The sequence below is a fragment of the Salibacterium sp. K-3 genome, assembly GCF_054052005.1.
This window is the reverse complement of record NZ_JBSVZE010000001.1, coordinates 393,833-414,137: the sequence shown is the minus strand read 5'-3', so window position 1 is coordinate 414,137 and position 20,305 is coordinate 393,833. Positions and strand designations below refer to the sequence as shown.

The 20,305-nt window shown below is 45.6% G+C and carries 16 protein-coding genes; 4 read left to right on the top strand and 12 right to left on the bottom strand.

The annotated features are described in order from the left end of the window. Positions 1-163: 163 nt before the first annotated feature. From ACW9JV_RS01940 to ACW9JV_RS01885, 12 genes are all read right to left on the bottom strand, one after another. Positions 164-6,322 (bottom strand): MSCRAMM family protein, encoded by a 6,159-nt coding sequence (locus tag ACW9JV_RS01940; RefSeq protein ID WP_457330818.1) that lies wholly within the window; start codon positions 6,320-6,322, stop codon positions 164-166. Between the two features lie 183 nt (positions 6,323-6,505). Next, entirely contained in the window at positions 6,506-7,096 is a 591-nt protein-coding gene (locus ACW9JV_RS01935) for a class D sortase (protein ID WP_457330816.1), read from the bottom strand. Positions 7,097-7,856: 760 nt separating this feature from the next. Continuing rightward, the gene (locus ACW9JV_RS01930) at positions 7,857-9,011 is read right to left on the bottom strand and encodes a helix-turn-helix domain-containing protein (protein ID WP_457330814.1); all 1,155 of its coding nucleotides are present in this window, start codon (positions 9,009-9,011) and stop codon (positions 7,857-7,859) included. A 412-nt stretch (positions 9,012-9,423) separates the two neighbouring features. Next, complete coding sequence (locus tag ACW9JV_RS01925; RefSeq protein WP_457330812.1) at positions 9,424-9,915, bottom strand: sigma-70 family RNA polymerase sigma factor; 492 nt, start codon at positions 9,913-9,915, stop codon at positions 9,424-9,426. Next, complete coding sequence (locus tag ACW9JV_RS01920; RefSeq protein WP_457330810.1) at positions 9,887-10,168, bottom strand: hypothetical protein; 282 nt, start codon at positions 10,166-10,168, stop codon at positions 9,887-9,889. The genes ACW9JV_RS01925 and ACW9JV_RS01920 overlap by 29 nt, the downstream gene beginning before the upstream one ends. Positions 10,169-10,586: 418 nt before the next feature. Continuing rightward, positions 10,587-10,664, bottom strand: coding sequence for a putative holin-like toxin (locus tag ACW9JV_RS01915; RefSeq protein WP_457334529.1), 78 nt, complete (start codon positions 10,662-10,664; stop codon positions 10,587-10,589). A 133-nt stretch (positions 10,665-10,797) separates the two neighbouring features. After that, positions 10,798-11,559, bottom strand: coding sequence for an SDR family oxidoreductase (locus tag ACW9JV_RS01910; protein ID WP_457330808.1), 762 nt, complete (start codon positions 11,557-11,559; stop codon positions 10,798-10,800). Positions 11,560-11,621: 62 nt separating this feature from the next. Next, a complete protein-coding gene (locus ACW9JV_RS01905; protein WP_457330806.1) occupies positions 11,622-12,281 on the bottom strand; it encodes a GntR family transcriptional regulator in 660 nt (219 codons plus the stop codon). A gap of 64 nt (positions 12,282-12,345) precedes the next feature. Continuing rightward, positions 12,346-12,645, bottom strand: coding sequence for a DUF899 family protein (locus ACW9JV_RS01900; RefSeq protein ID WP_457330804.1), 300 nt, complete (start codon positions 12,643-12,645; stop codon positions 12,346-12,348). Between the two features lie 18 nt (positions 12,646-12,663). Continuing rightward, positions 12,664-13,518 (bottom strand): zinc metalloprotease HtpX, encoded by an 855-nt coding sequence (locus tag ACW9JV_RS01895; RefSeq protein WP_457330803.1) that lies wholly within the window; start codon positions 13,516-13,518, stop codon positions 12,664-12,666. A gap of 57 nt (positions 13,519-13,575) precedes the next feature. Continuing rightward, positions 13,576-14,319: a zinc ribbon domain-containing protein gene (locus ACW9JV_RS01890; protein ID WP_457330801.1), complete on the bottom strand. Its 744-nt coding sequence runs from the start codon at positions 14,317-14,319 to the stop codon at positions 13,576-13,578. Continuing rightward, entirely contained in the window at positions 14,316-15,749 is a 1,434-nt protein-coding gene (locus tag ACW9JV_RS01885; protein ID WP_457330799.1) for a zinc ribbon domain-containing protein, read from the bottom strand. The genes ACW9JV_RS01890 and ACW9JV_RS01885 overlap by 4 nt, the downstream gene beginning before the upstream one ends. A 389-nt stretch (positions 15,750-16,138) precedes the next feature. On the opposite strand from ACW9JV_RS01885, the gene ACW9JV_RS01880 reads away from it, so the two are divergent. From ACW9JV_RS01880 to wecB, 4 genes are read left to right on the top strand one after another with little or no spacing between them, the layout of a single operon-like run. Further along, positions 16,139-16,903, top strand: coding sequence for a hypothetical protein (locus tag ACW9JV_RS01880; RefSeq protein WP_457330797.1), 765 nt, complete (start codon positions 16,139-16,141; stop codon positions 16,901-16,903). Continuing rightward, positions 16,900-18,135 carry a glycosyltransferase family 2 protein gene (locus ACW9JV_RS01875; protein WP_457330795.1) on the top strand — a complete coding sequence of 412 codons (1,236 nt, stop codon included), beginning with the start codon at positions 16,900-16,902 and terminating at the stop codon, positions 18,133-18,135. The genes ACW9JV_RS01880 and ACW9JV_RS01875 overlap by 4 nt, the downstream gene beginning before the upstream one ends. Then, positions 18,132-19,124 (top strand): hypothetical protein, encoded by a 993-nt coding sequence (locus ACW9JV_RS01870; RefSeq protein ID WP_457330793.1) that lies wholly within the window; start codon positions 18,132-18,134, stop codon positions 19,122-19,124. Before ACW9JV_RS01875 ends, ACW9JV_RS01870 begins: the two co-directional genes overlap by 4 nt. Further along, complete coding sequence (gene wecB, locus ACW9JV_RS01865; RefSeq protein WP_457330791.1) at positions 19,121-20,233, top strand: non-hydrolyzing UDP-N-acetylglucosamine 2-epimerase; 1,113 nt, start codon at positions 19,121-19,123, stop codon at positions 20,231-20,233. The genes ACW9JV_RS01870 and wecB overlap by 4 nt, the downstream gene beginning before the upstream one ends. Positions 20,234-20,305: the final 72 nt, after the last annotated feature.

Sequence of the window (20,305 nt, the reverse complement as noted above, 5' to 3'; positions counted from 1 at the left end):
AAAGACTACATATATTTTAGTAATATCTTGTTATATGTATGGTATATTATTGATAATAATAGTAATATTGTTATACTCATTAAAAGTATTTGTCACAAGAAAGGACTCCTGTTTGATGAACAGGAGTCCTGCTTGCATTTCTTCACCTATAAACAAACTGCTCTTACTCTTTCTTTCTGCTTCTCCAGCGGGCGAAGACCCCGACTGTCAGGAGTAAAAATCCTGCCAGGCCATAATTGAAGATAGCAGTGGATGTGTCCGGTAGTCGTTCGTGCTGCTGCTCATTTTCCACTGTTAGTTCAACTGCCTGTGTCCGGCCGTCTTCTATTTGGAAAGAGACAGGTGCATCATCTGTTATATAACCAGCCGGCGCCTGGGTTTCAACGAACTGATAGGTACCTGGACTCAGCTCCTTGATTCTGATTTCACCTGATTCATCAGTAGTCAATCCGGAATCTATAGTGTTACCGGATGCATCCTGAAGTTCGAATTCCGCTCCTTCCAACAGACGATTATGATTCTCTTCATCGACTTTCGTCAACACTACTGCGCTCTCTTCCTCGACGGGTGGATTATCCTCTTCAGGCTGAGGTTTATTTTCAAAGGTGACTTCCACCGTCTCTGCCTGTCCTTCCTCAATGTGGAAAGATAACGGCTCTTCGTCCAATTCATACCCAGCCGGCGCATCGGTCTCGATAAATTGATAGCTGCCCGGCTCCAGGTTATTCACGAATATTTTACCGGAGTCATTGGTAGCAAGGCCTTCTTCAATTACCGTACCGTCTTCGGTCTGAAGGGTGAATTGGGCTCCTTCCAGCAGCTGATCCGTGTCCGTTGCGTCCACCTTCGTCAGGGCCACTGATCCTTCCGGTTCTGCCGGCGGCGTGATTTCCTCATTTTCTTTCGTTACTGTCACCAGACTCGTTTCATCCGCTTCAATGTCAAACTCGACCGGTGTTTCTGTTTGTTCATAACCTTCCGGTGCCTCGGTTTCCACAAACTGATAACTTCCGGGCTCGAGACCAGTAACCGTAATGGTTCCATTTGTTCCAGTAGTTAGGCCGTCCTGGACGACAGTGCCATCAGACTGTTCAAGAGTAAACTCAGCACCTTCCAGAACCTCATCTGTATTCCCTGCAGCTGTCTTCGTTAACTGAACAGCTCCCGGCTTCACTTCATTTTCGGCCGTCAATGTTACCATTTCCTGCTGGTCTTCCTCGATGGTAAATTCTATCGGTTCCTCCCGTAACTGATAACCGTCCGGTGCTTCCGTCTCCACAAACCGGTAATCGCCGGGGGCGAGATCCGTTATCTCCATTTCTCCATTTTTGTCGGTATTCAGGTTTTCTTCAACCATGTCACCGTCGTCTGTTTCGAGATCGAAAACGGCGTCTTCAAGGTATCTGTTTCCTTCCCCGTTTACTTTTGTCAGCAGAACAGATCCCTTAATCTCTTCATTTTCCACCGTAATGGTGGTTCTCTCATCTTCATCAATCTCTACTGCTGCCGGTGCCGGATCCAGCTGATACCCGTCAGGGGCTTCGGTTTCAACAAACTGGTAGTTACCGGGCTCCAGATCGGTTACAGTGATTTCCCCATTCTCGTCCGTGGTTAAGTCCTCTTTCACTACATCTCCATCGGCTTGTTCGAGGTTGAACACCGCTCCTTCAAGCGTTTGATCCGTTTCTTCCTCCGATACTTTTGTCAGCGTGACGGAGCCATCATCGTCCGGAGGCGGTGGAGTTCCGCCAGTCGGAGGATCGTCATTTTCCACCGTTACACTTACAGCTTCCTGTTGATTTCTCTCAATTTCAAAAGAAACAGGGGCACTGTTCAACTCATAGCCGGACGGGGCCTGGGTCTCGACAAACTGATAGGCTCCCGGAGTTAGATCGTCCACTATAAGTTTTCCTGTGCTGTCGGTTGTGAGATTCTCTTTCAGAACCTCTCCTTCTTCGTTCTGAAGCTCAAACTCGGCTCCTTCCAGTACATTTTCGGGATCATCTTCATCCACTTTCGTTAATTCGACCGATCCAGGTAGTAATTCATTACTTACTTCCAGTTGCGACCGTGATTCACCTGTTCCTATTTCAAAAGGAATCGGGGTGTCATCGAGCTGATATCCTTCCAACGTTTCTGTTTCTACCAGCTGGTAGGATCCCGGTGTTAGTTCATCAAAAACGAGTTTCCCATTTTCATCTGTGGTCAACCCTTCCTGCAGCGTAGTCCCGGAACCATCCTGCAGTTCAAAGACGACTCCTTCCAGTACTTCACCATCTGCTCCGGTTTTCGTTAATTCCAGTGTCCCCGGAATAAGGCTGTTGTCCTCTGTGATTTGCAGTGTTTCCTGCTGGTTAAAAGCTATCTCAAAGGATATTGGGTCTTCGGCCAATTGATAGCCGTCCGGAGCCTGGGTCTCGACAAACTGATAGTCCCCAGGCTGCAGATCATGAACGATCAGTGTACCATCGCTTCCTGTCGTCAGCCCGGTCTCCAATGTTTTTTCATTGCTGTCCTGAAGCTCAAACTCAGCCCCTTCCAGCGTCTCTCCTTCTTCATCAACCTTCGTTAATTCGACAGATCCCGGAAGCGGAGAGTTGGGCATTTCAACTTCCTTGTTGACAGTCTGGTTGGTCCCTATTTCAAATTCGAACGGGGTGTCATCCAGCTGGTAACCTTCCAGCGTTTCTGTTTCAACCAGCTGGTAGGAACCAGGCTGCAGGTCATCAAGAATCAGCTGTCCGTTCTCATCTGTCGTCAAGCCTTCTTGTATGACTGCGCCGGATTGATACTGGAGCTCAAACACAACACCTTCCAGCACTTCGCCGTCCATTCCGGTTTTCGTTAATTCAAGCGTCCCTGGAATCAGGCTGTTTTCTTTCGTTACTTCAAGGGTGTCCTCCTGATTGGGGACAATGTCAAAGGTTAAGGGTTCCTCGTCCAATTCATAGTCTTCCGGGGCCTCCGTCTCCACAAACTGATACGTGCCCGGCGCCAGGTCATTGACAGTCAGCGTCCCGTCGCTTCCTGTCGTAAGGCCCGTCTGCAGCGTAGTTCCACTGCTGTCCTGAAGTTCAAAGACTGCTCCTTCAAGCGTCTCCCCTTCTTTGTTCGTTTTTGTCAGCTCAACAGAACCAAGATCTAAACTATTCTCTTTTGTGAGTTGCAGTGTCTCCGTTTGATCAGTAGTCACGGTGAACTCTACAGGAGTTTTGTCCAGTGTATAATTCTCAGGTGCTGCGGTTTCCACAAATTGATAGTCGCCCGGCTGCAGGTTCTCAACCGTGATCGTTCCGTCTTCTCCGGTGGTTAAACCGGTTTGAATATCATTTCCATCTGCATCCTGCAGCGCAAACTCCGCACCGGCAAGTGGATCCCCATTTTCATCCACTTTTGTCAGTTCGACCGTATTATCAACATTCATAAATACACCGACACGGGAAGGTTCGACAGGCTGTCCTTCATCCGTTGCCAGAGCAAATGAATTCCACGCTGCCCGTGATGTCGGGTCAATTGAAGGATCAAGCACATCTTCCGATACTTCTGACTCAGACGGTGCCTGCATGGAGAACTCCACGGTGATATCTTCTCCTGCAATCCACTGCGTGTCATCCGCCAGCTCTATTTTAAAAGAGTGAATGGAATTCCAGTCCCCAACTTCTCCGGCCGTCATCCAGTTTGGTGCTTCTGCTTCAGACGGATTGCTGAGGGGTTCAGTCGTTTCCGGATAATCGGTGTTTCTCGTTAAATCATTCCGCTCCGGCGTTTCAGCCGTACTGTATGAAACATTTACTTTGTTCTGCCATTGTGCAGGCATAGTGATAGGCCCAGTGAGTTCCGGCGTAAACTCACTGCCTCTGTCTACATTATCTGTGATACCAAGATCACCGACAGAGGGCATAACATCCATGAATGTCATATAGGAAATATCTGTTCCGGACGTGTTTGTAAGATTTAACCTGTAATCAATGGACCCGCCCGGTACGGTTTCTCCAAATGCACCAAAGCTGTCATCCAGTTCACCTTTTACCAGCTTTTTGGTCTGAACATCATACTGCCCTTGAATAATATAATGGTTCCCGGATTTCAGACGTGGTTCCTCCGTTGCTCCATCCCCATTTAAATCGTCTGTATCTGTCTGCAGCGTCGTATCTGTCACTGCCGTTCCACTGCTGTCAGGAGCTTCCAATGCCTGATCTCCTGAAAAACCGTACACATCAAACGGCAGCGAAGTCGGAGCACTCTCAGCAATAGTTACATCCAGTTCAGCAGTCAAGCCGTTCCCCGGCCGCAGGAGATCATCATCCCAGCTCACTTTAACAAGCTGGCGTCCGCTTCCATTATAGTTGTCGCTTAATACCTCGTACGATCCATTATCGGCACTCGTTCTTCCATCCATATTGGTATATGCTGCGTTTGGATTGTCGTTCAATGTTATTCCCGGAGGCAGCAGCGTCACCGTTTCAAGAGGAGCATCCATCGCAAGTGTGGATGTATCGATCGTATTCAGGTTTACTTTCATACGATTCTGACCGCGAACTACTTCCCCATTTTCTTCATCAAGCAGTTCCACCCCGACATAACCCGTGGGCGGCTGGTCTGTAGGTTCGGGTGCAATATTTGCCGTTCTAGGTCCGGCAATATGATCAACATCTTCCTGATGATAGGTATAGTTAAAGCTGTTTCCCGCTCCGTCTGTTCCATATACGTTAAAAGTGTTCTCCACTTCTCCCGTATAGCCGGGTTCGACATCAAAATAGTATTTAGCCATATTTCCATTCAGCATACCAGACGGCGCATTGGTAAACTGATACCTTATCCGCTCCACCTTGTCTCCAGGATTTAAACCTAACTCTTCACGTGTGTAAACCTGACCTTTTCCTGCATCCGTCACAACGGTATTTGCACTTGAATCACTTTCGGTTTTCACAAGAATATTGAATACCGGTTCTTCATCTAAAGGAATATTATTTGGGTAATTGGAATTTGGCCGGTATTTAAAGTTGTCCGGTGTGATGAGTTCATCAAATGTCAGGTTCTCGTCCACTCTGTAAAGGGTGTTGTACTTCTGGAAGTCTCCCTCCTCACTTTCCGGCAGAGGGGCGATTCCATGACGGAATCCCAGCAACGCATCGTCATATACCGTAGGATTGGGATTTTTATTGCTGAAGGTTCCCTGGTTTCCCGTTCCATCGGCCGGGCCGATATGGGCCGGTACATAATAGCTTCCATCCAATTCGCCATTAGCTGCTTCTGAATCCGAGATTTGGACCTGGTCGGAACCATTTGAGGTTTGTGTCGAATCGTCAATAAACGTAGCACTGGCAGAAACATTGTTCTCTTGTGTCGTACCAACTGTACCATCATCTACAGTCAGCCATACTCTGACTGTTTCCGAAAAAAGCTCCGTATCCGCATTCTGCTGTTCATTCAATGTCGGTGCATCGAAATTCCACGTTAATGTTTTGCCGTTTTGCTGCGGAGCAGGACCTGTTTCCATGCCATCGAAGGTCAGCCCGGAAGGTATGGTATCTTCCAGAACAACCTGCGATCCTTCTTTCATGTACATCTGCCCTTTATCATTTTTCGGAAGATCAACCTGAATCTCCCATAACGTTCTGGCTCCGGGGGATGGTATATTTAAATCATTATTCTCTACTTCCAAGAAACTTTTAGATACATCCACTGCACTTGATGTCGTAATGTTTACCACTGCGTTATCAGTAATAGGAGTCTGCTGATCGGCGGAAAACGACGCTTCCGCCTCCAATGCTGCATTATTCGGAGAGGTACCGTTCGCCGTATCCACCTCCAGCATCGTTTCATACGTCTGACCTGTTTCAATAGACTCAAACTGATAGATTAATTGGTCTGTGCTTTCCTCATAGACCGGTGTAACCCCTGCAATAGCCAATTCACTTGTATCCTGGGTAAAAGCCGTGTAGTCCCTTAGCGGAAGATCTACTGTGATTACTGCATTGGTATACTCGGCTTTTGAACCAGTTACTTTCACAGCCAGTTCATAAGCGGCAGCTTCCCCTGAAATCGTTGTGTCTGTATGAGGAGAAATATCGACATCAACATTCAAGTTTCCCGCAAACGGGGTGATTTCATTGTCATTTTGTGTCTCATACACATCATCTGTTGTTCCGTTTTCATATGTTGCTTCGGTTGTACTAACCTTTTTCCCGTTAATGTCCTCATTCATAGCAGCATTAACATGTTCCTGTCCAGCATTGGCAGATTGCATAAAGAGTGCTGATTGTCCAGATTGAGAAAATAATAGAACAAATAATAACAGTAGTGTAAACGTTTTTCGCATTCAGAAGCCTCCTCTAATCAAGTTAAATCGTGCTTCCGCTTCAAATATGGTTCTTTTTGCTTCCCTCCTCATTTAGGGTTCATAGAATTAGACTAAGTAATGGGTCGAAATTTATGAATTTGCAGAATATTATATCACATAATGGAATATTATTGAACAAATTTTAAAAATTGTAATATGATGTTATACTGGATAGGCATATGTCACATAACGTTCCGGTGCAAAACCTACATAATCAAAAGGATAGCAGGTGCTTACCACCAGTACTTCTTCGGATCTTTGTCCAATCACAGAAGTGTCGTCGGCCGACACAATCTCCTCTTTTTTTATCTCATATTCAAAGGTCCCATAAGGCATTTCAATAATATAACGGTCTCCTGTTTCCAGTTTCCCGAAGTCACGGAATACCGTATCCCTGTGACCGGATAGAACAATCTGATGTTCCTGGCCCGGAAATGACGTCTGAGCTACGTGTCCCACGCCGCTCTTCAACGATTCTTCATCGGCTCCTTCTACAATAGGTATCGTCCGATCCAATGTCGGTATTTCAAGTGTTCCAAATGCTTGTTTATCTTCAGGCTGATATTCCTCTATATTTATATCCCTTTGTTGTTTACTTTCTTTAGCAGCGGCTTCCACCGTTCCATCCCGAAGCTGTTCTTCTGCCTGATTCATGGCCTGTTTCCGGGCCTGATGGTGGTCCCAGTACTGATAGGTAAAAACCCCGATGAGTACGATGCCTAAAATGATGAGAAGATTGCCGATCTTTTTCATATTGCCCCTCCTGGCCTTTGACATTCACGGAAGATAGAAGAATAGGCCGCCAAAAGCACTAAACATACTTGGCCGCCTATGGTTTTTCTCCCTATGCTTTTCGTCTTCTGCGGACAACCTGTTCCGCAGTCGCAGCCATGAAACCGGTGGTATCGGATTGAATTTCACCTTCTGCAGTAGACAAGAATTAAAAAATGTACAGATTTATTATTCATTTTCTTAGATTATGCTCATTCTGTATGGTGATTTTATTGATAATTTGGTCATAATTAACAATCAAATATATGCACTTTTCATATTACATTTAAGACGTACATTAAACAGGCAATACAATTAATCATGAAAGAAACGCAATCTACTGATATTCCCCTCCTTTTAGGCACATATTTGCTTATGATACTTCGATTTCTTCGCTAAGTATGGTGTTTATATCTATGAACTAGTAAAAATTAAGATTAAATTACATAAAAACAAAAGAGGCTGGGACAAAACCTTTATAAAATAGAAAAATGCCGAACGATTTTTTTAAAATCGTTCGGCATTTTTCGTTACTAAGATAAACCGCTACGCCAAAACACTTCGCTTTCCGCGGGCACGGCTCAAGCCTCCTCGGAAGAAAAGCCCTTCCTGCGGGGTCTTGAGACTCGTGCTGTTCCCGCAGGAGTCGAAGCATTTTGGCTCCGCTACGATGTGGCTTCTAAATAGCGATACAAGACATTCGTGTTTTCTTCTGCCTATTTTACTTTTGTCCCAGACTCTTTTACGAAATAGGGGGACGTTCCTTCCTGAATTGTTTCGGAGTCCTGCCTTTAATTCTTTTAAATACTTTTGTGAAATACGTCTGATCATTAAAACACAGCATGACAGCAATATCTGAAAGCTTCTTATCCGAGTAGAGCACCAGTCTTTCCGCTTCTTCTACTTTAAGTTCCAGTATGTATCTCTTTAACGAGACACCATATTCTCTTTTAAATACCGTTGATATATATCCGGGTGTCAAATTCATATGTTCTGCGACCATTTTGACATCCAGCGGCTTACGGAGGCGGCAGTGGACAAATTCACGAATCTGCCGGACCATGGGAGTATATTTTTTGTCACTCTCTTTTTTCATTAAATAATAGAAAGAGTCCAGAATCTCCTTTTTCAGCTGATTCAGCTGGTACATGCTGTCTTTATTCTCAATCGCTGATAAAAAGTGTTTATTCAACGTCATCACTTCAGAAGAGGTTATTCCTGTTTCAATTAACGGCCTGGCCAGAATGGAGCACAAAACTATCAGTTGATTTTTCGCATCCCGGATAGAATTATCTGCTCCAAATGTCATATCCGAGTTCTCTTCCAGTTCCTGCAGCATCTCAAAACCTTCCGTGTCCATTTTTTTAAAATAGTCCAGAAACTCTTTTTCTTTCTCGTAAGGATGATAAACGTAGTCCATCCCCTCTTCTTCCATTAATCTGGTTATCCAGTCATATCCGTTAATGCCCCCCGGATAGTAGTAAAAATAATGACGAACCATACTGTTAGTCATCGTCCGTACATAGTTGTGCCTTTCTTTAAAAGGGATTCCTTTCTCTTGGTAATGGAGGGAAGCTTCCAGTTCTACGATGCATTTAGACGGTACTGTATCCAAAGTGTAGTAAGCCCCTGTAATGAAAAAGCCTTTCAACGTATGAATCCATAGAGAAAAATAGTAGCACTCCTTCTTCTTGTCATACAGAAAACATTCGACCGATCCCACCCTGCTGTATAAACAATCAAAAGGTGTCTCCCTTTGTTCAGACAGCATCTTTGACTGAAACTGCGACGTTGTGCTGAAATCCCTGGAATAAAAGCCTGCTGAAAGACCCGTCATATCTGTCAAAATTCTAAGAAGTTCGGTTATTTTAACTTGATTCATACTTGGTACTGTCATTGATGCCCCCTATACTCATGACATGAAACTTATGAATGAACGAGAGCTCATCATATATTATATACTAAAACCTCAAGCAATGTTATTTTTTTGTACATAATAACAAAAAATTCAATAAAAGTACTAAATTATGTTAGATACTAGGGGGGATAATAATTTCATGATGGGGTTTGCACCTTTATTTTCAAGCATGATTATTTTGTCTGTATCTTAATTCATTACAGCAAATCAATTAGCGACGAAAATAAACCACTCCGGGATTAGCCGCAAAAGTTTCATAATACACAGACACACCCCACATATTAACGATTCTGGCATTCACGGTAAGGCTTCACAACGAACCCTCGAGCAGATACGACATTATGTAAACGGAAGAACCCTGCGGCAACTGGTGTGACCGCAGGGTCTTGTGTTACGTACGCAACTTCTTCAGCGCGGACCGGCGCCAGTCTTTCACGGTATAGGGCGAGACATGATAACGCTCAGCGATGGCTGTAATTCCGCGACCGTGGATGCTGTACTCGATGACCCAGTCCTGCTCACGCGGGCTGAGCTGTTTGAGATACGGAGCAAGGCTGTCCAGTTCCATGAACAGGCTCTCCGTATCCGGTGCCGGCGGTTCCAGGGTGTGTTCAAAATCACTCGGTGTATAGCGTTCATCATAAACAGAATCTTTGCGCAGCTGTTCCTGCATCTCGCCTTTCACCGTAATATAAGCGTAAGAGGAAAACGGAACGTTCTTCGTCTCATCAAAGCGTTCATATGCTTTCCACAAGGCAATAAAACCGACCTGCATAAATTCCTCCTGATTCTTATAAATCCGAAGCCGCTTTATCATGCCTGTCACAAGCGGGGTGAAGTCCTCCGCCACTTCTTCAAACGGAATGCCTAATTCCTGATTCACTTTGCTGTTCCTTTTTCGGCCGGCGCGCCGCCGCTGTATTCCATGGTAGTTCCAGCGTAAGCAAAAGGCCGGCAGAGCGCATCCCGCTGATTCCCGGCAACCTGTCCTGCCCGGCATGCCGAACGCTGCCGCGCTTGTCGATCTGCTTTAATGAAATCAAGACATTGAAACAACCGTGCACCAAAAACGGGCAGGCTTCGATGTTTTCTGCTATAGGTGTTTTATGAGAAAAGAGAAAATTTGTTATAGCCACATCGTCCTGCCGGGGCTTAGTGACGTTTAACCACTGCCATTCAGGATAAAACGCACCATGAGTGGTTCATACGTACATTAGAGAGACGCAGATGGATGAAAACGTAAGTATGAGCGAACCATACTTACGTTTTTCTTCTGTGGACGAGAAAAAAAGGCAGTATGAGCCCTCTTATGTGACATTTTCTCCGATCCCCGGAGGAAAAACGACACCATGCTTTAAGGGGATAACTGTTTACGTTTTTGTTTCCTGTGTTATAATTCAAGTAACCATGCATACTTTAGCTACAAACAACGTAGAACTAAAAACGGATCGCAGGTGCGGGTACACCTGCGGTCCTGTACAACAGCCGCTTTAAGAGCGGAGGGCTTTCCAGGAAAGTCTGAATGAATAGACCGTTATCCTTGGTGGGGGCGGTCTATTTCTTTTGGGACATGATGAGCGCAATAAGCGTTCCAAACATCACCATTAAAGATAATGTTTGATACACGTCCATAGGCATCACCTCCCTCCTCCGGGAGATTAGCCGACCGCCCTTGAAAGCCTGTCTGTCATACAACTTATATTTTATCATAAGCCCTCTCGTCCCCCGAGGGTATTTTTATATCTGCATCTGCATTCCCTTCCGGTTATCTGCCCATCCAGCCACCGTCTACGGATAATAAGTGACCGTTCACGTAGTTGGATGCCTGGGAGGCTAAAAAGACGACGGCTCCTTTGAAATCTTCCGGATCTCCCCACCGGTCCGCCGGGATTCGTTCGAGAATCTGGCGGTTCCGCGTCGCGTCTTGGACAAGCGCGGTGTTCATGTCGGTGGCGATATAACCGGGGACAATGGCGTTTACGTTTACATTGTCTTTCGCCCATTCGTTCGCCAGTGCTTTCGTGACCTGTGCCACGCCTCCTTTGGCCGCTGCATAGGCCGGCACTATTAATCCGCCTTGATAGGAAAGCAGGGATCCCATGTTGATGATTTTGCCGGATTTCTGTTCGACCATATACCGGCCGGCCTGCTGGGACAGAGTCCACACGGTTTTCAAATTAATATCGATGACCTCGTCCCAATCCTCCTCCGAAAAATCGACAGATGGGGAACGCCGCTGAATCCCGGCATTATTGACGAGAATATCAATCCTGCCAAACGCATCAACGACCTTCGGAACCGCTTCTTTCACCTGGGTTTTATCTTCCAGGTCACAAGGAATAATCTCGCACCGTACACCCAGCTTCTCTATGTCTTTTTTCACTTCGGTTTGTTCCGTATTCCGCTGCAAGAGCGCCACGTCTGCGCCTGCCTCCGCCAATGCAACTGCCATTGCATAGCCGATCCCTCTCGTCGCTCCGCTGATCGCGGTAGTTTTTCCCGTTAGATCAAATAAATGGTTTTCCATTATCATAGACTCCTCCCTCTTGTATTCTTGTCGACAAGTTTGAACAAACCATCACCCCCTCCCTATAAAAGGGAGCGGATGGAATGGTAGGTGTCTTCATAATGTTTGTTTAATACGGCCTCCACCTGCTCTTTTTCCCCGGACTGGATGTTCTGCGCGATTTCCCGGTGCTGCGCGATCATCCCGGTCATATCTTCGTTTTTCCGGAACCTCTTTTCCGTCGTAAGCAGGAGGACCGCAAAGATGATGTGTTTCATACCGTCCCACACATATTGGATCCGGGTGTGGTGAATGCTTAGAATGATCGATTCATGAAACGCGTAATCAAGCGCAGCAAATTCCTCATGATCTCCGTATCGATACGCTACTTCCATTTTCTCGAGGGTGATTTCAAGCTGTTTCACCAAGTCTGCCGTGTCCATCGTGATGAGTCTCTTTAAAGCAAACGACTCGATCAGGTTTCGGACTTCATACAGCTCCTCCACCTCTGTCTCGCTCAGTCCGTTAACGACAGCCCCCATCCGCTCCAACCGAATCAGCCCTTCGACGGAAAGCGTTTTCAACGCTTCCCTTACCGGAGACCGGCTCGTGCCAAACCTCTCGGAGATTTGATTTTCCGACAGTCTTTCCCCCGCGGGAATGTCACCGCTGATAATGCTCAACCGTAACGAAAACGATATCTGACTCCCGAGGGAATCATGATATGTACGCTGAAGATTCATACCTGCACCTTCTTATTCAAATCAGTATACTTGTCGACAACTTTATAAAAAAAGGATACCCCTGTTAAGGGTATCTGTCAATGATGCAGCTTGTTACGGCAACAGTGCAGAGCGGCAGCCTAGGTGCCGAGATCGTCGGAACGTCCGGCTGCCCGGCGGGACCACTGGGCGGTCGGACGGCCGTCCAGCTGAAACTGACCACCTTTGGACCCCCAATGCTGCGGCCAGCCCTCGGGCGAATCTTCCCAGAACTCCTGCCGGCCGTAGGGGTCAGGTCCAGCAGTCCGTACGATGGTGGCATTCGTTCGTTGCCACGGCCGGTGGTCCAATAGGTCTCATAGACTTTGTCACCGTCCCGGAACATAAAAACTTATGTGAACTTTTAACCAACAGGCTGCTGCAATACCTGGAGCTTTCCAATTCTTTCATCCGGGTCGGGGTGGGAAGCAGCGAGATTTGCCCATAATCCCTTCCCGGTACTTTCATTACCCTCCTGTAAAGCGTCCAGTGTTGTAATTAAACTTTCATTATAACCACATCTGCTGGCGAACTCATCAGCCAGGTATTCATTCCGCCGGCTGGCATGCATGACCAGCATAATGCCCAGCTTCGTCCATACCCACATTAATCCAACGAGAACTAAATCAATGAATATCGTCATAACAACAGTGGATAGGCTTCGACTCATAACGCCTGCTGCAATTCCTATTGCTGTGAACACAATGCGGTAAAAGATGAACAACACGCTCACAATTAAATTCCCAACAGCAATAATCAGGATAAGATCCGTATCTTTACGCGATAAATGTCCGAATTCATGAGCGAGTATGGCCTTAATCTGATCATCTGAATAATCCAGCATTCCTTTTGTCAGACAGACCGTTTTACGCCCTGTGGCAAATGCATTCGGTTCCGGATCCTTGCTAATAAATAATTTTATGTCTTCAGGCAGACCGGGATCTATGGCTTTCGCTTTTTGATATATTTCCTCAAATAAAGGATGGAGACGATCCATATGCTCTCTGCGTTTCAACGGTTTGCAGCCCTGCTGTTTGCGAAGAATCCATTCCCCCATTGGAGAAAGAGCTATGGTTAGTGAAAGCAGATATATAAAGAGGCCGCCGAAAAAACTTTGAAATAGCAGAGTTACCAACAACGTGTTCAAAATCAGATAAATAAAAATGCCTGCATTATTTCTGGCAGTTACGTTCTTTGCGAAATCAACGATATACGTCATTTATTCCACTCCCTGTCTGAATGAAATGGTGCAAACAAAGATAAAACATTCTTCCCTTTAAAAGAACATATTCATTCCGTTCATTTGACTCAGCATTTCCCGGATAATGCTTTCTGCGATGAAATAAGAGACAGCCCCCATAATGCAGAAAGTCCCCAGGGACGCATAGAAAGGATCCAATCCGCGTTCGCTTTTATTCTGGTGATAATAGTTGGTAACCACTGCTGTTCCTGCAGTGCTTAAACTAATCATTAAAAGAATAACGGAAAGAGAAATCACGTTTATCAAAGCTAATAATAAAGATGCAGTTATTAATACAGCGCTGACCGTCATCAAACTTCCGTAAATAGCAATGAGCTTCTGAAAAGAGGTGTTGGAGTGCATTAATTTCAGACCACCAAACATTACACTTAATAGAATCGCAAATAGAATCAAAAGGACAAAAACAGGCTGAAGCACGCCGCCTCCAAAAGATAACTGCACCATTCCCATTGATATTTTACTGATATACGTAAAGGTCGTAAGCGGCAGCAGTAAAATAAATAACAAAAGGGAGACAAGGCCGGATATCCAGTCGCCAGCGGTTACACGACTAGACATATGGATTGGAGCCTGAAGGCTGTTTTTTACAAAACTTATATATTCTTTCCCGAACGATGCTGTAGTATTGCTCCCTCCTACGGCTTCTGCTGCAGCAGCTGTCTCCTCCTGTGCATCCTCTGCCACATACCCTTTTGAACCACAATGAATACAAAAGGCTGCACCTTCTTCCCACGCTTTTCCACATGATGAGCATGTCATACTTCTTCCTCCTCTTCGTATTCAACTGGATTATCCATTGTATTAAAAAAACTGTTTTCTTTCGTAAACTCATCAATTTCCCAGGTATCCGATTCTTCATCATAAACGTAGTACATAGTATAATAATCTGTTTCACTGGAATCGTACTCATTATCATGCCGTTCATAGGTTCTTTCATACTTCATTTCAAAATTTCCAGCCAGGGCGGCTTCTCCTTTATCATTTTCTATATAACGATAGGTTTGGTCATAAGAGAACGAATCTATATCGATACTTTTTACGGTAATGGAATCATTGAAGTCTTCTTTCATATCGCTGATTGCTGCATCAGAAAGGTGCTCCATGTTTTCCATGCTTTCTTCCGCGGCCGCTTTTTCAAAAGCAGGAATGACATCGTAAGCCTGACCCGCAAGCTCTTTTTTTGTGGTTGCATCTATTGGTTCCAGCGTTACCTCCGTCCTTCGTTCCTCCATCGGAACCGGATCGGATTCCATTTTCCCCCACGGGAATTCCGCCTCCATCGATGCAGTGTTGGAACCATCCAATGACACAGGGAAAATTTCCTTCTCCAGAGATTCATCAGTTTCTACAGGGTCTCCATTCACTTTCAAGACGGGTGATACTGATTCTGTCTCCTTCCAAATGTCTTCGGATGTAATGATTGTTTCTCCGCCTTCCAGAACGACATCCTGACTTAATGTCCTTTCTTCTCTATTCATGGTAGACAGTTTTTCCACTTTTTCGAGATTGGCGTATTTTCCTTCATATACTGCGGATACCTCAAAGTTCCCGGGCGGGACAGGTCCATATTCTATATTTTCCGTTTCTCCCTTTATAATGCCGGCAGATTCACCATCTACCAACAGCTCTGCGCCTTCCATATTCGTAGAGATCTCTATGTAATAAGAGGGCATCTGCACTTTATAATTATCAAACCAGGTCCCTTCCTCCTTCATTAAGGAAAACAGGGAGCCATCTGCTTCCATTACAGCCGCTGCTGCCTGGTCTTCTTTCTGAAAATCAGACGCTTCCGATTCCAGTGAGGATATGATCTCTTTGCTTGCAGAGGGGCGTTCTTCCAGATAGGCCAGAATGGACTCGATATCTTCTGTTTTCACCTCCATTTGCTCATCCTCGGCAATAACCATTTCCGTAAGTCTTTCCGCATTCTGCTCCTCCAATGCCTCTTCAAAAGCAGAAACAGTTCTCTCCGGACTGGAAAGCATATGTCCCAGTTGAATGAAAACAACGACGATGATCAATACCCCTGCCGCTGATATGATACTAAGCTGGTACACCTTGGACAGTTCTTTCCACTTTTCTTTCAGTGATTTCTTCTCAAGGGTCTTAGTAGAGAACGGCGTACCACAGGATGGGCAAAACGCCGCTTCCTGTTTAGCCTCCGTTCCACACGACGGACAATACTTCATGCTTTCTCTCCTCCACATAAAATGAGTAAGATATTTGTACTATTTATCTGTTAAATATCTACTATAATTATATCGGAGGTCTTACTTGTTTTTTTACATCTTAGTCCTTTATTAATAGAAAATATTAAAAATTCCATGATTTACATACAAAAGGAGAAACAGAAGTTGTCGAAGCGTGGGGAACCAATATTAGAAATATCGTCTGGAGATATGCTTCCTCCTAAAAAACGGACTGGGTTATTGATTAATGGTAAAATAACACAACTTAAACAAAAGTACTGTTAAAATTCATATTTATACCATTTTTTGGGGTGACAAGTGTTTGCATCACTCGTATACTGAGTAATTGTTAGTAAAAAGTTTAGGTATAAAGAAATGAGGAAGACAATATGAATAAAAATTTTATGATGGGACTGTTAATTCTTTTTATCATTGGAATCGGCTGGGTCATGCACCAGGCGGACCTTCCTTTTAAACGGTTCCTTTATTTTAATACGTTTGTTGTCATTACAGCCATGAGCCTGGTCCGGCGCCGGCTCGTTTACTTTTTGGCTGTTACGCTCGTGCTGGGATTTGGCTTATTTTTGATTGTGCATGCGTTTTTGTCAGCGCAGACGTCCCGATATGATCAAATCGATTACATTTATGTGCACCTTCTGTTTTCGTGCATCATCATTTTTACATGGATTCTGTTCAGTTACAGCAAGTCGATAGGCGATACCAATGAAAAACTTCGTGAACAGATTCAAAAACTCCAGCGCTATACCGAAAATACTAATATACTAACGATCCCTGAATTTCAGGAACAGGCTCGGTGGGTACTTACTTCCGTACGCAGAAACCAGACAGAAGCATGGCTCATTGAACTACAGGTAAGCGGCCTGGGCCGGGATGTTCAGCAGAACCTGCAGGAAACAATGGAATCCATTGCATTGGAAGCTATCAGAAGCCGCTTTGACTTAGTAACGTCCTCCCGGAATCATATTTATATTTTGCTGAAAGATACACACAAAAAAGGGGCGGAAATTGTACTGGAACGTATCAAACAACATTCCCGAAACAGACTGAACCTGGTTGAGCATCCATTCTCCGCATCTATGTCTATCATTGAAAACGAGGCATTCCTTGAAAAGATAGGAGAGGAACAGTTATGACCGCGTTACTCTACTTATCCACTTTGATGTTCTGGCTCCTGCTCTTGTATTATTCTGTCGTCACCATTGCAGGAGTCAAACAGCGGGCGGATTTGAGCGCCGCACCTCCGCTTTCTTCGTACCCAAGCGTCGCTGTACTGATACCGGCTTTTAATGAAGAAGTCGTCATTGCAGATACACTTCGCGCCATGCAGCGGCTTCATTATCCGGGAGAACTCAACATTTATGTGCTCGATGATCAGTCAACGGACGACACCGCAGAAGTGGTACGCCGGTTCACCCGCGTGTTTTCGTCTATTCATCACATTACAGTACCTGCTGGTAACTATAAAGGTAAATCAAGAGTGTTAAACTACGGGCTGCATATTTCCAATTCTGATTACTTTGTTGTGTTCGATGCAGATAACGAACCAGAACCGGATGCCGTCCGTAAACTCGTGGAACAGGCGGAACAGACGGAGAAGGCAGCCGGAGCGGTCGGCTACGTCAAAACGAAAAACATGTACAATAACTGGCTCACCCGGATGATCGGTCTGGAATTCCAGGTATTCCAGCTTCTCATGCAAAGCGGCCGGTGGACATTGTTTAAACTGGGCTCGCTTGCCGGTACCAACATGCTGTTGAAACGTTCGGTGCTGGAGGAAGTTGGAGGATATGATGAGCAGGCCCTTGCCGAAGATGCCGAGCTGACGGTCCGGATTTCCTCATCCGGCTATATGCTTCCGGTCGTGCCCGGATCACGTACGTGGGAGCAGGAGCCCGAGCAGCTGCGTGCATTTATTAAACAAAGAACCCGCTGGCTCACCGGAAATATTTATATCATGGAAAAATCATTTCACGAGCTCACTCACTGGAAAGGCAGGACCTTCTTCCTGTCCATACAGCATGTTCTTACGTATTTAATATTTATCCTGCTGCTTTTGTTTTCCGACATTTTCTTTGTCATGGGGCTGGCCGGCTTCCCGCTTCCTGAGTTCGCAGCTCCTCTGCTTTTAATCTGGTTCATCAGTTACGTCGTATATATTTCACACTTTTTCAGCGCCATTGTCATGGATGAAAATGTTTCGCTGAAAAACGTCGGATATATACTTATTATGTACTTTACGTATGCACAGATTTTCCTTATTCTTTTGACAAGAAGTCTATTTGTTTATCTTTGGGGTCGTATCCGAAACAAAACGATCGCCTGGGACAAAACACAGCGTTATAAAAGCAAAGGGGAGGAGACATGACGAAAAAAAAAGTAACGTTGTGGATTGTGCTGCTTTTTATCACGGCGGCGGGGCTGATCTATGCACTGAAGGATTCAGAAAAGGCAGTTGAAACCGTGGAAAAACACTACACCAATGAGTACGGAATGATTCATGCCTACCCGGATGACCCCGCATCCTCTTATCTTTCAGAAAGTGCCGGTCTCTATATGCAGTATCTCAATCAGACCAGAAACGAAAAAGCTTTCGCCGAGCAGGCTGAGCTTGTATCACAGTATTTTGTCACACAGGACACCGAACAGCAGCACATCAAATGGCGTCTGGAGAACACCACCGTCAACGCCCTCATCGATGATGTCCGTATCATAGACGCCATGGAAACCGCCGCTTCATTATATGAAAAGCCGGAATACCGGGAACTTGCCGATCAATGGACGGATGTGCTGGCAAGTACCCAGCAGCAAAATGGGATTTATGTAGACTACTACGATTGGAAGTGGGATGATGCAGCTTCCCGGATTACACTCAGCTACATCACTCCTGAACTGACTTCCGTCCTTCCCGATACCAGGAAAACGGAACATATACTGACAAATCTGGACCGCTCCGGCGTTTTCTTCCCGAAATATTATGATACCGGCACGAAGTCGTATCACAGGCAGGGTGAAGTCAACATGATCGATCAACTGCTAATTGCCCTGAACCGTCTGCATGCCGGCACCTCTTCTCCTGCCTTCCATGAATGGATCATGGAGGAATGGCAGCAGAACCGCCTGTACGGAAGGTATGACCGGGATACTCTGGAGCCCGCTGTTGAATACGAGGCACTCGCCGTGTACGCATTGTTTGTCATGTACCTGCAGGAATCGAACTCACCGGGTAAAGTGCAGGAAGTGGAAGAAAGAATGCAGGAGCTGAAAAACGAAAGGAAGCCGGACAACCTCCATTTTTTTGATTATATATATGATAAACTGGCCGTCCATTATGAAAAAGAAAGGAAACCGCAATGAATCGTAAAATAAAAGTAATGACTGTTTTTGGTACCAGACCGGAAGCCATTAAAATGGCGCCGGTTGTGCAGGAATTGGAGAGTCATGCCGATTCCTTTGAGACGGTGGTTGCTGTTACAGCCCAACACCGTGAAATGCTGGATCAGGTATTGACTATTTTTGACATTCATCCGGACGTTGACCTGAATATGATGACAGCCGGACAAACACTTTCTCAAATCACAAGCAGAGTCATGGAGGGAATGGACCGTATTTTCAAGGAAACAGAACCGGATATTGTGCTCGTTCACGGTGATACCACCACGTCCATGGCCGCTTCTCTCACCGCTTTCTACAACCATATCCAGGTCGGCCATGTTGAAGCAGGGCTGCGCACAGGCAATAAATATTCTCCTTTCCCGGAGGAAATGAACCGGCAGCTCACCGGAGTGATGGCAGATTTCCACTTTGCCCCTACAGAAATGTCCAGAAATAATCTTCTGCGTGAAAATAAACGTCCGGAACACATTACTGTTACCGGCAATACCGCCATCGATGCTTTACATACAACAGTCGACAGCACGTACGCAAGCTCTGTTCTGAATGAACTAACGGACAAAAGAATCATTCTGATGACAACCCACCGCCGGGAAAACCTGGGAGAGAACATGCACCGCATTTTTCAAGCGGTCCGCCGGCTCGTCGACACACACCCTGATATTCATGTTCTTTTCCCTGTTCACCTGAATCCCGCCATTCAGCAGTTATCAAACGACCTTCTTGGTGATGTGGACCGGATCAGTTTAATTGAACCACTCGACGTCATCGACTTTCACAATTTCGCCGCCCGCGCCCACCTCATTTTGACAGACTCCGGCGGTGTGCAGGAGGAAGCCCCTTCCCTCGGTGTTCCCGTTCTTGTATTACGTGATACCACAGAACGGCCGGAAGGTGTCGAGGCCGGGACCTTAAAGCTCACCGGCACCAGGGAAGAAGATATTTTCGAAAGTGCGCATCAACTGCTGACGGACCAGCATCTGTATGAAAGAATGGCGGCTGCCGCGAATCCATATGGAGACGGCACAGCCTCTCGGCGGATTGCCGAAGAGATTAAGAGATATATGACCTAATATCATAAAAAAGGAGCCTCGGTTTATTACTAATGGGTTCACTTGTGAGGTGCAAAACAGATAATAACAGTA